This is a genomic window from Pseudomonas linyingensis (assembly GCF_900109175.1).
Taxonomy (GTDB): Bacteria; Pseudomonadota; Gammaproteobacteria; order Pseudomonadales; family Pseudomonadaceae; genus Geopseudomonas; species Geopseudomonas linyingensis.
On record NZ_FNZE01000001.1, the window covers coordinates 118,560 to 134,009 of the forward strand.

The window sequence follows — 15,450 nt, forward strand, 5'->3', positions numbered from 1 at the left end:
TTGCTCATTTTTTGTGCTATCCTCCGCGCCCGCGTAAATCCCTCCGAGAGTTCCTGGTCATCGCCATGCACGCCGCCAAGCCGCTGTTCGACTATCCCAAGTACTGGGCCGAGTGTTTCGGGCCCGCACCCTTCCTGCCGATGAGTCGGGATGAGATGGATCTGCTTGGCTGGGATTCCTGCGACATCATCATCGTCACCGGTGACGCCTACGTCGATCACCCGTCGTTCGGCATGGCGATCATCGGCCGTCTGCTCGAGGCCCAGGGCTTCCGCGTCGGCATCATCAGCCAGCCGGACTGGCAGTCGAAAGACGACTTCATGAAGCTCGGCGAGCCGAACCTGTTCTTCGGCGTGGCGGCCGGCAACATGGACTCGATGATCAATCGCTACACCGCCGACCGCAAGGCGCGTTCGGACGACGCCTATACCGCCGGCGGCATGGCCGGCAAGCGCCCGGACCGCGCCAGCATGGTCTACAGTCAGCGCTGCCGCGAAGCCTACAAGGGCGTGCCGATCATCCTCGGCGGCATCGAGGCCTCGCTGCGCCGCATTGGCCACTACGACTACTGGCAGGACAAGGTGCGCCACTCGATCCTGATGGACGCCAAGGCCGACCTGCTGCTGTACGGCAACGCCGAGCGCGCCATCGTCGAGGTCGCCCAGCGCCTGGCGGCCGGTCAGCCGGTGCAGTCGATCACCGACGTGCGCGGCACCGCCTTCGTGCGCCGCGACACCCCCGAGAGCTGGTTCGAGATCGATTCCACGCGCATCGACCGCCCGGGCAAGGTCGACAAGATCATCAACCCCTACGTCAACACCCAGGACCTCGAGGCCTGCGCCATCGAGCAGGGCAAGGGGGCGGCCGACCGTGGCGAGGTGGGGGATCCGAATGAGGCCAGGCCGGTCGAGCTGCTGCCGCATCCGCACCTGGAGCGCGACAGGACGGTGATCCGCCTGCCGTCGTTCGAGAAGGTGCGCAGCGACGCGGTGCTCTACGCTCACGCCAACCGCGTGCTGCACCTGGAGACCAATCCGGGCAACGCCCGCGCGCTGGTACAGCGCCACGGCGACAGCGACGTGTGGCTGAACGCGCCGCCGATTCCGCTGACCACCGAGGAGATGGACTACGTCTTCGGCCTGCCCTACGCCCGCGTGCCGCACCCGGCCTACAACGGCGAGAAGATCCCGGCCTACGAGATGATCCGCTTCTCGGTCAACATCATGCGCGGCTGCTTCGGCGGCTGCACCTTCTGCTCGATCACCGAGCACGAAGGCAGGATCATCCAGAACCGCTCGGAGGAATCGATCCTGCGCGAGATCGAGGAGATCCGCGACAAGGTGCCGGGCTTCACCGGGGTGATCTCCGACCTGGGCGGGCCGACCGCCAACATGTACCGCATCGCCTGCAAGAGCCCGGAGATTGAAGCGGCATGCCGCAAGCCGTCGTGCGTGTATCCGGGCATCTGCCAGAACCTGAATACCGACCACTCGGCGCTGATCCAGTTGTACCGCGACGCCCGCGCGCTGCCCGGGGTGAAGAAGATCCTCATCGCCTCCGGCCTGCGCTACGACCTCGCCGTGGAGTCGCCGGAGTACGTGCGCGAGCTGGTCACCCACCATGTCGGCGGCTACCTGAAGATCGCTCCGGAGCACACCGAGCGCGGTCCGCTGGACAAGATGATGAAGCCGGGCATCGGCACCTACGACCGCTTCAAGAAGATGTTCGAGAAGTTCTCCAGGGAGGCGGGCAAGGAGCAGTACCTGATCCCGTACTTCATCGCCGCGCACCCGGGAACCACCGACGAGGACATGATGAACCTCGCCCTGTGGCTCAAGCGCAACGGTTTCCGCGCCGATCAGGTGCAGGCCTTCTACCCGTCGCCGATGGCTACCGCCACCGCCATGTACCACTCGGGGCGCAACCCGCTGCGCAAGGTCACCTACAAGAGCGAGAGCGTCACCATCGTCAAGGGCGAGCGCCAGCGCCGCCTGCACAAGGCCTTCCTGCGCTATCACGACCCGAAGAACTGGCCGTTGCTGCGCGAGGCGCTGAAGGAGCTGGGGCGCAGCGATCTGATCGGTCCGGGCAAGCACCAGCTGATTCCGGCCACCCAGCCGGCCGGCGATGGCGGCTACCAGAGTGCGCGGCGCAAGAACTCCACCCCGGTGGGCAGCAAGAAGGTTGGCGGGGCCGCCTCGGGCAAGCCGCTGCTGACCCAGCACAACGGCCTGCCGCCGCGGGCCAGCGATGGCAGCAAGGCGTGGAGCAAGGGCGAGGAAGGCAAGGCGCAGGCGTTTGCCCGTGGCAAGAAGAAGCCGGCCGGCAAGCGGCCGGGCACGCGCTGAGGCGTCCTCCCACTCGATAGACGGCAAAAGGCCGGAGTTCATGGCTCCGGCCTTTTGCTTTTCAGAGAACCACGGTGCGGTTGGCATTGAGGAACACCCGGCGCTCGAGGAAGTAGCCGACTGCCTTGGCGAGGGTCAGGCACTCGATGTCGCGGCCCTTGGCGATCAGGTCCTCGGGGTAGTGGGCATGGTCCACCGGCTCGACGCCCTGGGTGATGATCGGACCCTCGTCGAGGTCGTTGTTGATGAAGTGGGCGGTGGCGCCGACCAGCTTGACCCCCTTCTGGTAGGCCTGGTGGTAGGGCTTGGCACCCTTGAAGCCGGGCAGCAGCGAGTGGTGGATGTTGATCGCGCGGCCGTCGAGACGACGGCACAGCTCGGCGGAGAGCACCTGCATGTAGCGGGCAAGGATCACCAGTTCGGCGCCGCAGCCTTCGATCACCTCGAGCACCCGCGCTTCCTGGGCGGACTTGTTCAGCGGGTCGAGGGGGAAGTGGTGGTAGGGGATGCCGTGCCAGCGGGCCAGCGGCTCGAGGTCCGGATGGTTGGACACCACCGCGGTGATGTCCATCGGCAACTGGCCGATGCGCTGGCGGTAGAGCAGGTCGTTGAGGCAGTGGTCGGCCTTGGAGACCATGATCACCACCTTGGGCCGGTAACCCGGTGGGGTCAGCTCGGTCTCCATGGCGAAGGGCGCGACCCGCCGCGCCAGCTCGGCGCGGAAGTCCGCCTCGGTGAAGCCGGCGGGCGCGCGGAACTCGGCGCGGATGAAGAAGCGACAGGCCTGGCGGTCGTCGAAGCTGTGGTGCTCGGTGACGTAGCAGCCCTGTTCGCACAGGAAGCGGGTGATCACGTCCACCGTGCCGAGCAGGCTCGGGCTGTGGGCGGTGAGAATCCAGGTATCGGGTGTGCGGCTCATATGCGTACTCGGGTGTTTTGTCTGCCCTCTCCTGCTGGGGCGGGGCCGGGGGTGTGGGCTGCTCCAGATGCAGCTAGGCCTCCCTCACCCAACCCTCTCCCGCAAGCGGGAGGGGGGGCATGTTGCCGTCAGGCTTTCACCGCCAGTCCGTACTCGGCGCTGGCATCCTGCAGCCAGAGCCAGATGTAGTCGGAGAAGCTGCGACGGATCAGCAGTTCCCAGGTGTCTTCGCCGGTGTGGCGGATCACCGCGCCAGCCTTGGCGAAGGTGCTGCCCACGGCCTTGCCCACCGGGAAGTTGCTCGGGTGCACGTCGTAGGTGGTCGACTTCATCAGCACGTCACGGGCATTGGTGCCGGAGAGTTCGACGATGGTCTGGCCACCGCTGACGTTCACCACCGAGATGTGCTGGCCGTCCAGTGCCTTGCGCAGGCGCTGTTCGATCTCGAACTCCTGGCCGCTGGGCACGATCAACAGCCACTCATCCGGGCCGAGCCATTGCAGCGAGGTGTCGCCCTTGGCCACCAGGGTGAGTGCCACCGGCAGCTCCAGGCCCAGGGCACTGTGCACACCGCCGGAAAAGGCCGGGTCCTTGGCGTCGCCACGGATCACCAAGTGGCCGAGGAGCTTCTTCTCGCGCAGGATCACGCCGGCGCTGCTCTTGCCCTTGCGCGCCAGCTCATCGAGGCCGGCATGGAACAGCGGCGATTCGGCGCGGGCGGCATCAGGACGCTGTTTGTAGACGTTCACGTTAGACATGCTGGCGGTCCCCTTTCGGGTCATAGAACACGGAGCTGCAGATTTCGGCTTCGATCACGCTGCCATCGGTCAGCGGCGCGAACACGCGCTCGCCGATGCGCTTGAGGCCGCCCTTGACCACGGCCATGGCGAAGGAATAACCCATGGTCGAGCTCATGTAGCTGGAGGTGACGTGGCCGACCATCTTCATCGGGATGGACTGCTTCGGATCGAACACCAGCTGGGCGCCTTCCGGCAGTACCTTGTTCGGGTCGATGGGCTTGAGTCCCACCAGTTGCTTGCGGTCTTCGCGCAGGCAGTCTTCGCGGTTCATGCCGCGCCAGCCGATCCAGGAGAACGGCTTGTTGCGCCCGACGCACCAGCCCATGTTCAGGTCGTCCGGGGTTACCGAGCCGTCGGTGTCCTGGCCGATGATGATGAAGCCCTTCTCGGCCCGCAGCACGTGCATGGTTTCGGTGCCGTAGGGGGTCAGGTTGTACTTCTTGCCGGCCTCGACGATCTTCTCCCACACGCCGAGCGCGTAGTCGGCCTGCACGTTCACCTCGTAGGACAGCTCGCCGGTGAAGGAGATACGGAACACCCGCGCCGGTACGCCGCCGACCAGGCCTTCCTTCCAGGTCATGAAGGGGAAGGCGTCCTTGTCCAGGTCGATGTCGGTGACTTCGGCCAGCAGCTTGCGGCTGTTGGGGCCGGACAGGGTCATGGTCGCCCAGTGGTCGGTGACCGAGGTGAAGTAGACCTTCAGCTCCGGCCATTCGGTCTGGTGGTAGATCTCCAGCCATTCCATCACCCGGGCGGCACCGCCGGTGGTGGTGGTCATGATGAAGTGGTTCTCGCCGACGCAGGCGGTCACGCCATCGTCGAAGACCATGCCGTCTTCCTTGCACATCAGGCCGTAGCGGGCCTTGCCCACATCCAGCTTGGTCCAGGCGTTGGTGTAGACGCGGTTGAGGAACTCGCGCGCATCCGGACCCTGAATGTCGATCTTGCCCAGGGTGGAGGCGTCGAGGATGCCCACGCTGTCACGCACGGCCTTGCATTCGCGGGCCACCGCAGCGTGCATGTCTTCGCCGCGCTTGGGGAAGTACCACGGGCGCTTCCACTGGCCGACGTCCTCGAATTCCGCGCCCTGCTCCAGGTGCCAGCGGTGCATGGCGGTGTAGCGCTTGGGCTCGAACAGGGGGCCGCAGTGACGGCCGGCCACGGCGCCGAAGGTCACCGGGGTGTAGTTCGGGCGGAACATGGTGGTGCCCATCTCGGCGATGCTGATGCCCATCGACTTGGCCGCGATGGCCAGGCCGTTGATGTTGCCGAGCTTGCCCTGGTCGGTACCGAAGCCCAGCGCGGTATAGCGCTTGACGTGCTCGACCGACTCGAAGCCCTCGCGGGTAGCCAGTTCGATACCGGCGGAGGTCACGTCGTTCTGCAGGTCGACGAATTGCTTCGGTGCACGGGAGGTGGACTTCTCGTGGGGCACCTGGAACAGCGCAACCGCAGCTTCTTCCTTGCGTTTCTCGGTTTTCGGCATGCTGCCTTCGACCACTTTGCAGCCTGCTCCCGCAGCGGCTTTGGCACCGGCTTCGAAGCCGTCCGCCAGGACATCGCCCAGGCCGAATACGCCATTCACGGCACCGGCGCAGTGGCGCTTCTGGAAGCCTTCGCCGGGGATGAAGGCGAGGATGTCTTCACGCCAGGTCGGCTTGCCGCCCAGGTGCGACGCCAGGTGCACCACCGGACTGTAGCCGCCGGAGCTGACGATCAGGTCGCACTCGACCAGTTCTCCGGAGCTGGTGACCTTGTGGTTCTTCAGGTCGATGGCGCAGATGCGGGCACCGCTGACGCGCTTGTTGCCACGGGCTTCGACCACGGCGCTGCCCGTAAGGACGCGCACGCCACGGGCACGGGCCTCTTCCACCCAGGCACCACGCGGGTTGCTGCGGGCATCGGCCACGGCCACCACCTGCTGGCCGGCATCCAGCCAGTCCAGCACTACGCGGTAGGCGTAGTCGTTGTTGGTGGACAGCACCAGTTGGCGGCCGGGGGCCACGCCGTAGCGGTTCACGTAGGTGGAGACGGCGCCGGCGAGCATGTTGCCGGGTAGGTCGTTGTTCGAATACACCAGCGGACGCTCGTGGGCGCCGGCGGCCAGTACCACGCGCTTGGCGCGGACGCGATGGACGCGATGACGGGCCTGGCCACGGGGCGCGATCTCGCCCAGGTGGTCGGTCAGGCGCTGGTGGATGGTGAGGAAGTTGTGGTCGTGATAGCCGTTCACGGTAGCGCGCGGCAGCAGGGTCACTTCCGGCATTTTTTCCAGCTCGGCGATGACCTTGGCCACCCACTCGGTAGCGGGCTTGCCGTCCAGGGTTTCGCGGGTGTCCAGCAGGCTGCCGCCGAACTCTTCCTGTTCGTCGGCCAGAATCACGCGGGCACCGCTGCGGCCAGCGACCAGGGCAGCGGCCAGGCCAGCCGGGCCGGCGCCGATCACCAGCACGTCGCAGTGCTGGTTCAGGTGGTCGTAGATGTCCGGGTCGACCTCGAGGGGCGCACGGCCGAGACCGGCGGCCTTGCGGATGTACTTCTCATAGGTCAGCCACAGGTTCTGCGGATACATGAAGGTCTTGTAGTAGAACCCAGGCGGCATCATGCCGCCGCCGACCTTGCCGAGGATGCCCATGACATCGTTCTTCACGTTCGGCCAGCCGTTGGTGCTGCTGGCCACCAGGCCGGCGTACAGCGCCTGCTGGGTGGCGCGCACGTTGGGCACCTGGGCGGACTCGGTGGAGCCGATCTGCAGGACTGCGTTGGGCTCCTCCGCACCGGCTGCGACGATGCCGCGCGGACGGGAGTACTTGAAGCTGCGGCCGACGATGTCGACGCCGTTGGCCAGCAGGGCTGCGGCCAGGGTGTCACCGGCGAAGCCCTGGTAGTTCTCGCCGTTGAAGGTGAAGGTCAGCGGTTGGCTGCGATCGACGCGGCCACCCTTGGGAAGACGGTTGACCTGGCTCATGCCGTTACTCCTGCGGTCGTGGCTTTCTTCTCGCCGACGGTGGCCTCGGTGACGGTGGGTTTCTCACCGATCCTGTAGGTTTCGAGGATTTCGTAGCTCACGGTGTGGCGCGTGGCGTTGAAGTACTTGCGGCAACCGGCGGCGTGCACCCACAGCTCGTGGTGGATGCCGCGTGGGTTGTCGCGGAAGAAGATGTAGTCGCCCCACTCCTCGTCGGTGCAGGCATTCGGCTCCAGGGGGCGGGGGATGTGCGCCTGACCCTTGGCATGGAATTCCTCTTCGGAGCGCAGCTCGCCGCAGTGGGGGCAGAAGATGTGCAACATGGCGGGTCTCCTTAGTGAGCCACGGCTGCTGCGCCGTGCTCGTCGATCAGTGCGCCGGTGTGGAAACGGTCGATGGAGAAAGGTTTGGCCAGCGGGTGCATCTCGCCACGCGCCAGGCTCGCCGCGAACACATGACCCGAGCCTGGGGTGGCCTTGAAGCCGCCGGTACCCCAGCCGCAGTTGAAGAACAGGTTCTTCACCGGGGTCTTGGAGATGATCGGGCAGGCGTCCGGGGTGGTGTCGACGATGCCACCCCACTGACGGTTCATGCGTACCCGGGAGAGGATCGGGAACATCTCCACGATGGCCTGCAGAGTGTGCTCGATGGTCGGGTAGGAGCCGCGCTGGCCGTAACCGTTGTAGCCGTCGATACCGGCGCCGATCACCAGGTCGCCCTTGTCGGACTGGCTGATGTAACCGTGCACCGCGTTGGACATGATCACGCTGTGGATGATCGGCTTGATCGGCTCGGACACCAGGGCCTGCAGCGGGTGGGATTCCAGCGGCAGGCGGAAGCCGGCCAGCTTGGCCATGTGGCCGGAGTTGCCGGCGGTGACTACGCCGACGCGCTTGGCGCCGATGAAGCCGCGCGTGGTCTCGACACCGATCACCGCGCCATCCTGCTTGCGGAAACCGATCACTTCGGTGTTCTGCAGCAGATCGACGCCCAGGGCATCGGCGGCACGGGCGTAGCCCCAGGCCACGGCATCGTGACGGGCCACGCCGCCGCGACGCTGAACGGTGGAGCCCATGATCGGGTAGCGGGTGTTCTTGCTGCAGTCGAGGTAGGGAATCTCCTCGGCCACCTGGCGGGCGTCCAGCAGTTCGCCGTCCACACCGTTCAGGCGGTTGGCGTTGACCCGGCGCGCCGAGTCGCGCATGTCCTGCAGGGTGTGGCACAGGTTGTAGACGCCACGCTGGGAGAACATCACGTTGTAGTTAAGGTCCTGGGACAGGCCTTCCCACAGTTTCATCGCGTGCTCGTACAGGTGCGCCGCCTCGTCCCACAGGTAGTTGGAGCGGACGATGGTGGTGTTGCGCGCGGTGTTGCCGCCACCCAGCCAGCCCTTTTCCACTACCGCGACGTTCTTCACGCCGAATTCCTTGGCCAGGTAGTAGGCGGTAGCCAGGCCGTGGCCGCCACCGCCGACGATGATCACGTCGTAGACCGGCTTCGGCGTCGGATTGCGCCACATGCGTTGCCAGTTTTCGTGGTGGCTCAGGGAGTGCTTGAACAGGCCGAAGCCGGAATATTGTTGCATCTGGGAGGCTCCTGATACTTGTCACCCTCTCCGTGGGGAGAGTGTCGGGGTGAGGGGCTCCGCGGGCTGGCCGGGATGCCCCTCAATCGCCCCGGGGACTAACGACTCAGCGATAAACCGGGTAGTCGGCGCACAGTCCGGCCACCTGGCGAGCGACCTGGGCCTCGACGTCGGCATCGCCGAGATGGTCGAGGACGTCGCAGATCCACCTGGCCAGTTCGGCGCTCTGCGCTTCCTTGAGGCCGCGGGTGGTGATCGCCGGGGTGCCGATGCGGATGCCCGAGGTCACGAAGGGCGACTGCGGGTCGTTGGGCACAGCATTCTTGTTCACGGTGATGCCGCAGCGACCGAGGGCGGCGTCGGCGGCCTTGCCGGTCAGGCCCTGCTTGATCAGGCTGAGCAGGAACAGGTGGTTGTCGGTGCCGCCGGAGACCACGTCGTAGCCGCGCTCGATGAACACCTGGGCCATGGTCTGGGCGTTCCTGATCACCAGTGCCTGGTAGTCCTTGAACCCGGGCTCCATGGCTTCCTTGAAGCACACCGCCTTGGCGGCGATCACGTGCATCAGCGGGCCGCCCTGGGCGCCGGGGAACACCGCGGAGTTGAGCTTCTTCTCGATCTCCTCGTTGGACTTGGCCAGGATCAGGCCGCCGCGCGGGCCGCGCAGGGTCTTGTGAGTGGTGGTGGTGACCACGTCGGCGAAGGGGATCGGGTTGGGGTACAGACCGGCGGCGACCAGGCCGGCGACGTGGGCCATGTCGACGAACAGGTAGGCACCGACCTTGTCGGCGATCGCGCGGAAACGGGCGAAATCGAGGGTCTTGGAGTAGGCGGAGAAGCCGGCGACGATCATCTTCGGCTTGTGTTCCAGCGCCAGGCGCTCGATCTCGTCGTAGTCGATCAGCCCGGTCTCGGGATTCAGGCCGTACTGCACGGCGTTGTACAGCTTGCCTGAGGACGACACCTTGGCGCCGTGGGTCAGGTGGCCGCCGTGGGCCAGGCTCATGCCGAGGATGGTGTCGCCGGCATTGAGCAGGGCCAGGTAGACCGCGGCGTTGGCCTGACTGCCCGAGTGCGGCTGGACGTTGGCGTAGTCGGCGCCGAACAGCTGCTTGGCACGCTCGATGGCCAGCGCCTCGACCTTGTCGACGTGCTCGCAGCCGCCGTAGTAGCGCTTGCCCGGATAGCCTTCGGCGTACTTGTTGGTCAGGCCGCTGCCCTGGGCCTGCATGACGCGCTTGCTGGTGTAGTTCTCCGAGGCGATCAGCTCTAAGTGGTGCTCTTGGCGCGCCTCTTCGGCGTCCATGGCGTCGAGCAGTTCGTTGTCGTAACCCAGGATCTGGTCTTGCTTGCTGAACATCTCGGATCTCCCTGCGACATTCGTGGTCGCCAGTTGGAATCGGGCTGCCCAGGCCCGGGTTGATCGGGGCGTACCTTCCGCCCCCCTAAGCTGCGTGGGGCGCCTCGCCGAGCCGTGTCGCCACTTGTCCGGAGAGGGCTGGCGCCGCCGGCGCGAGCCGGCTGGAAAGCTTGTTGAGCAGATTGTGCGAAATAGCCCGGCGGCCCATTTGCCTATTTGCGACGTGAAAATGCTCAAACTGACCTGCACGGACAGGGCGGGGCAGGTGCGTAGCGTGCGACACAGCGCGGCACGTGTGTCCCAGGTCGATGCCGGGGGGGAGTCGTCGACGGCACTGGAGGATGTCGCGAATGGGTGTAAGATCCGTTGCGGAGGCTCGAAGACCTCCCTGAAAACAAGAACAAGAATCGGCCGAAACGCCCGGGGCAGTCCCTGTCCGCTGCGGCACGGCCCGTGAGGAGTAGCAGTAATGGCGCGTGTGTCGACGGCAGCGAATCTGGCTGCGACGGTCAGCCCGGACAGCGGGCAGGCCAAGACCTTCGGTTTCCTGTTGATCCCCAACTTCACCACCATCGGTTTCGCCTCGGCGATCGAGACCTTGCGCATGACCAACCTGGCGGCCCGCCGCCCGCTGTACCGTACCCTGGTGATCGCCCAGGACCTCGAGCCGGTACAGGCCAGCAACGGCATGCGCGTGGTGCCCGACCATTGCCTCGAGGATGTACCGCAGCTGGACGCGATCTTCGTGGTCGGCTCCAACCCCATGCCAGCGAAATACCCCCGCGGGCTGATCAACTGGCTGCGCCGCCAGGCCGCGCACGGCATACCGTTGGCTGGCATCTGTACGGGCAGCCACCTGCTGGCTTGTTCCGGTCTGCTCAACGGTTATCGCTGCACCCTGCACTGGGAGGATATCGAGCAGGTCAAGGAACGCTTCCCGGACATCGTCATCTCCAACCAGCTGTTCGAGCTGGACCGCGACCGCTACACCTGTTCCGGCGGCACCGCGTCGATGGACATGACCCTGCAGCTGATCGCCCGCGAGCCGAACGGCATGGAGATCGCCACGCGCGCGGCCGAACTGCTGCTCTGCGACCGAATGCGCGGCGCCCGCGAGCAGCAGCGCGTGCCGCTGCGCCAGAAGCTCGGCCACGCCCAGCCCAAGCTGAGCCAGATAGTCGCGATCATGGAGGCCAATCTGGAAGAGCCGCTGGAGCTGGAGGAGCTGGCCCAGCTCAACGAAGTGTCGGTGCGTCAGCTGGAGCGGCTATTCCACAAGTATCTGGACCGCACGCCGAGCCAGTACTACCTGCAGCTGCGTCTGAGCCGCGCCCGCGACCTGCTGTTGCGCAGCGAGTCGCAGGTGCGCGACGTTGCCCTGGCCTGCGGCTTCGCCTCGCCGGCGCACTTCTCCAAGTGCTACAGCCGCTTCTTCGGCCACTCGCCGCGCGGCGAGCGCCAGCAGAGCCCGCTGCACAGCTGAGGGGCTGGCGCGTAGCCTTCGTGATGGCGATTTGTGGGCAGCGTGCTGACCATCCAGCTCCGACAGCGTGCCTGCGAAGTCGATGGGGCAACCCGCGACCCATATCCCCTGAAAACAACAATGCCGCCCCTTCTCAGGGAGCGGCATTCTTCAACATCCAGATCTAGGGGCTGTCAGGCGCCTCGCTCGAAGCTCGCGCTAAGCGCCACGGCAGGCTTCTTCACTAGCAGCGCGTAGGCCAAACCAGACACCATGATCGCCGGGATGCTCGCGGTAGTCTGGGCGGCAATATCCTTGAATACGTGGGCCAGGACAAAGTACACCGCAAAGCCCAGTACCAGCGACGCGATCCCCGCCGCGTTCCATCCCGTGCTGCCGTAGTAGGCCCCACCGGCCTCGGCGAACAGGTCAGCATCGGAAAGACGCTTGCCGCGCACGCCGAAGTAGTCCATCAGGATGATCGTCCAGAGGGGAATGAACAGGCCGCCGATCACGCCGAGGAAGGTTTCGAAGTAGTGCAGGAACGAGTCGAACGCCATCGGCACGAAGCACAGCGCCAGCTGCAGCACCACGATGATCGCCAGGGCCTTCTTCGGCGTCAGACCCTTGAAGGCGCTGAGCAGGCCCATGCCCGATCCGTAGAGCACGCTGACGTTGGTGCTCACGGTGGCGAAGATCAGCACCAGGAAGGACACCATGCCCAGGCCGAGGGTGGCCAGGGTGGAGCTCGGGTCGGAGTTGTTCGGGTCGATGCTGCCGGTCTGCAGGGCGACGCCGATGGTGCCGATCGCGCCGATCAGCATGAACCAGCCTTGGCCGATGTTCAGGCCCAGCCAGCTGCCCACGGTGGCCGCCCGGCCGGTCTTGGAGAAGCGCGAGAAGTCCGCCACCTGCGCCCAGGTCCAGGAGAAGCCGAACGCCAGGTCGATGAAGAAGGCTATGCTGTGGGTCGGATTCTGGACCTGGAAGGCCATGATCTGCTCAAGGTTCCACTTCGACAGGACGATGTAGGTGACCCAGCCGCCCAGCACCAGCAGCAGGAAGCCGGCGATGCGCTCCAGGTAGCGGATCGCCTCATGACCGAGGAAGGCGATCACCCCCTGGGCCACGGCGGTCAGCAGGATGCCGAGCACCATCGGTCCCGTGGAGCCCGGCTGGCCGAATACCGGCCAGTCGAAGGCAGCGCCGAACACGTGGCTCAGCGAGATGGCGGCGATGAAGCTGTTGACGCTGGGCCAGCCGATCAGCACCAGGAACTGGGCGATGCCGGTCAGCCGCGAGCCCTTGGTGCCCAGCGACGGACGCGCCACCACCGCGGTGCTGGCGCCGTAGCGGTAACCTATGTAGGCGACCGCCGCCCAGGGAATCATCATCAGCGGCAGCCACAGCACGCTGTACTGCAGCACGAACATCATGCCCAGCGATGCGGCCATGCCGCCGAAGAACCAGGAGCCGGTGTTGACTCCCGAGCCGAACCAGAGCCAGACCGTGTCGATGAAGCCGTAGCTGCGTTCGTGCGGGGCTATCTTGCTGAGACCGTACTCTTTGTGTGCGTCTGAATTCGACATAGCTGAAGCTTCCTCTCGGATCGCGAGGATCCTTTTGTATTTGTTGTTGAAGTCGCTGATCGGCAGTTCAGTGCGAGGCTTGGCGCCTCTCGGGCGCGGTTGGTTTAGGGAAACTCCTGGCGGATGGCCTCGGCGATGCCGCTGACGCACACCTCGAGGATCAGTTCGCCCTTCTCCCGGCTGGCGGTCTTCGCCGACGACAGGGTGCCCGCCGCCGGCGTGCGCGCCGGGTCGACCGGGAAGACGTCGTAGGGCGGGAAAGTGGCTGGCGGGTGGTCGACCACCTTGTCCAGGTGTACCAGGCCGGGGTAGAGAGCGAGCATCAGCGAGGTCTCGAAGACGCCGCCGTGCTCGATGTCCCAGCCGAGGAAGCCCTCGGGGTAGAGCTGTTCGATCACCGCCGGGTCCTTGACGAAGTCCCAGTAGGACAGCACTACCACCTTGAAGTCGTGGATGCCGGCATAGCGCAACTCGCGCAGGGCCAGGTCGATGCCCTCGACGATGAACATCGAGTTCTCGTAGTGGCCGTTCATCAGCACCAGGCGGCGCGCGGCATGGCGGGCCAGCTCGCGGATGATGTCCTGCACCATGCCGGTGAGGGTGGCGCCGTCCAGGCTGGTGGTGCCGGGGAAGTGGTTGCCGCCGCCGGACTTCTGCTGCGACTTGTAGCCGTATTGCAGTCCGGGCAGCACCAGGGCGCCGATGCGCTCGGCGACCCGCTGGCAGACTGCGGTGGGCAGCAACACGTCGACGTTCATGCACATGTGGTGGCCGTGCTGTTCCAAGGCGCCGACCGGCAGCATCAGTACGCAGTCGCCCTGGGCGACCTGCGCTTCGTATTCCTTCCAGGTCAGTTCGCCAACGAAAACGCTCTTGCTCATTGTTGTTCTCCGTGGAGCGGACAGGCCCGAGACCGGGCCCGTGCCCTCTGTTCGCAGGGCAGCGCAGGCTCCGGAGAGAGCCCCGCTGCGTGGCTGCGCACCAGATAGCAGATATCGGTTAGGTTTTTTTGCACGAATCCGACCCGAAGTTGGCAGGATCCCGTTTTTCAGTCGCTCAGCGCCTGGTGGGCGGTCTCGCGGATGCACAGCATCGCCAGCAGCGCCACCCCCGCGGCGGCTACCAGCATCCAGGCCGGCGCCATCTTGTCGCCGGTCTGGCTGATCAGCCAGGTGGCGATGAATGGCGCGGTGCCGCCGAACAGCGCGTTCGCGGTATTGAAGCTGAAGGCGAAGCCGCTGTAGCGCACGCGGGTGGGGAACACCTCGGCGAGGAAGCACGGCAGGGTGCCGTCGTTCATCGCCAGCATCAAGCCGAAGGCGATCTGGATCAGCAGGATGAAGGCGAAGGTCTGGTCCTGCAGCGCGCTGAACAGCGGCACGGTGACGGCGAGGAACAGCAGCGAGGCGGCGATCAGCATGGTCTTGCGGCCGAAGCGATCGGACAGCATGCCCATCAGGAAGATGAAGACGATGTAGGTGGCCAGCGATACCGTAGAGGCGAGGAACGAGTCGGTCTCGGTCATGCCCATCTCGGTGGACAGGTAGGTGGGCATATAGCTGAGGATCAGGTAGAAGGCCACCGCGTTGAGACAGGTGACGCCGATGGCCACCAGCACGCGCTTGCGGTGCACGCCGAGCAGCTCGCCGATCGGCGCCCTGTGCTTGGTCGCCTTGTGCTCCAGGGCCTTTTCCATCTCGCGGAACTTCGGGGTGTCCTCTAGGTGCAGGCGGATGTAGCGGCCGATCAGGCCCAGCGGTGCGGCGAGCAGGAACGGCAGGCGCCAGCCCCAGCTGTGCAGCTGTTCGCTGTCGAGCTGGGAGTAGAGGCCGGCGGCGAACAGCGAGCCGAACAGCAGGCCGGCGGCGGTGCTGGCCGGCACCAGGCAGGTGTAGAAGCCGCGCTTGTGGTCCGGGGCGTACTCGGCGAGGAAGGCCGCCGCGCCGGCGTACTCGCCGGAGGCAGAGAAGCCCTGCACCAGGCGGATCAGCAGGAGCAGCAGCGGGGCGAGCATGCCCACCTGGGCGTAGGTGGGCAGAAAGGCGATGCAGAAGGTCGAGCCGGACATGATCAGGATCGACAGCGACAGGGCGTTGCGCCGGCCGTAGCGGTCGCCGATGTGGCCCCAGACGATGCCGCCGATCGGGCGGACGATGAAGGAGATGGCGAAAACCGCGAAGGTGGCCAGCAGGCCGGTGGTCTTGTCGGTCGCCGGGAAGAACACCACCGCGATCACCGCCGCCAGGTAGCCGTAGGCGGCGTAGTCGAACCATTCGACGAAGTTGCCCATGAAGCTGGCGGTGGCGGCGCGGCGCAGGGTGCTGCGTTCGGCTGCGGTTTCGCTACGGCTGGGCTGTCCGTAGACCAAGGAATCGTTGAGCGTGCTCATCGGGCACCTCCGCAGGCTGGCTGGCCCGTT

General features: G+C 65.8%; 11 protein-coding genes. 2 read left to right on the plus strand and 9 right to left on the minus strand.

Features of this window, described 5'->3' with window-relative positions:
• Positions 1 to 65 precede the first annotated feature (65 nt).
• Positions 66 to 2,348, plus strand: a complete 2,283-nt coding sequence (locus BMZ19_RS00610; protein ID WP_090305290.1) for a YgiQ family radical SAM protein — start codon at positions 66 to 68, stop codon at positions 2,346 to 2,348.
• 61 nt (positions 2,349 to 2,409) lie between these two features.
• Here BMZ19_RS00610 and purU read toward each other — a convergent pair whose 3' ends face one another.
• The 6 genes from purU to glyA form a co-directional block, all read right to left on the minus strand.
• Positions 2,410 to 3,267 (minus strand): formyltetrahydrofolate deformylase, encoded by an 858-nt coding sequence (purU, locus tag BMZ19_RS00615; protein WP_090305293.1) that lies wholly within the window; start codon positions 3,265 to 3,267, stop codon positions 2,410 to 2,412.
• 128 nt (positions 3,268 to 3,395) lie between these two features.
• Positions 3,396 to 4,025 carry a sarcosine oxidase subunit gamma gene (locus BMZ19_RS00620; RefSeq protein ID WP_090305296.1) on the minus strand — a complete coding sequence of 210 codons (630 nt, stop codon included), beginning with the start codon at positions 4,023 to 4,025 and terminating at the stop codon, positions 3,396 to 3,398.
• Positions 4,018 to 7,035 (minus strand): sarcosine oxidase subunit alpha, encoded by a 3,018-nt coding sequence (locus BMZ19_RS00625; RefSeq protein WP_090305299.1) that lies wholly within the window; start codon positions 7,033 to 7,035, stop codon positions 4,018 to 4,020. Before BMZ19_RS00625 ends, BMZ19_RS00620 begins: the two co-directional genes overlap by 8 nt.
• Positions 7,032 to 7,358, minus strand: coding sequence for a sarcosine oxidase subunit delta (locus tag BMZ19_RS00630; RefSeq protein WP_090305302.1), 327 nt, complete (start codon positions 7,356 to 7,358; stop codon positions 7,032 to 7,034). The genes BMZ19_RS00625 and BMZ19_RS00630 overlap by 4 nt, the downstream gene beginning before the upstream one ends.
• A gap of 11 nt (positions 7,359 to 7,369) precedes the next feature.
• Positions 7,370 to 8,620 (minus strand): sarcosine oxidase subunit beta, encoded by a 1,251-nt coding sequence (locus BMZ19_RS00635; protein ID WP_090305305.1) that lies wholly within the window; start codon positions 8,618 to 8,620, stop codon positions 7,370 to 7,372.
• Positions 8,621 to 8,726: 106 nt separating this feature from the next.
• Positions 8,727 to 9,980, minus strand: coding sequence for a serine hydroxymethyltransferase (gene glyA, locus BMZ19_RS00640; protein ID WP_090305307.1), 1,254 nt, complete (start codon positions 9,978 to 9,980; stop codon positions 8,727 to 8,729).
• Between the two features lie 469 nt (positions 9,981 to 10,449).
• On the opposite strand from glyA, the gene BMZ19_RS00645 reads away from it, so the two are divergent.
• Positions 10,450 to 11,463, plus strand: coding sequence for a GlxA family transcriptional regulator (locus BMZ19_RS00645; RefSeq protein ID WP_090305309.1), 1,014 nt, complete (start codon positions 10,450 to 10,452; stop codon positions 11,461 to 11,463).
• A 173-nt stretch (positions 11,464 to 11,636) separates the two neighbouring features.
• Here BMZ19_RS00645 and BMZ19_RS00650 read toward each other — a convergent pair whose 3' ends face one another.
• From BMZ19_RS00650 to BMZ19_RS00660, 3 genes are all read right to left on the minus strand, one after another.
• The gene (locus BMZ19_RS00650) at positions 11,637 to 13,031 is read right to left on the minus strand and encodes a purine-cytosine permease family protein (RefSeq protein ID WP_090305312.1); all 1,395 of its coding nucleotides are present in this window, start codon (positions 13,029 to 13,031) and stop codon (positions 11,637 to 11,639) included.
• A gap of 104 nt (positions 13,032 to 13,135) precedes the next feature.
• On the minus strand, positions 13,136 to 13,912 hold the full coding sequence (locus tag BMZ19_RS00655; protein WP_090305315.1) for a creatininase: 777 nt from the start codon (positions 13,910 to 13,912) through the stop codon (positions 13,136 to 13,138).
• 167 nt (positions 13,913 to 14,079) lie between these two features.
• The gene (locus BMZ19_RS00660; RefSeq protein WP_090305318.1) at positions 14,080 to 15,420 is read right to left on the minus strand and encodes an MFS transporter; all 1,341 of its coding nucleotides are present in this window, start codon (positions 15,418 to 15,420) and stop codon (positions 14,080 to 14,082) included.
• Positions 15,421 to 15,450 lie beyond the last annotated feature (30 nt).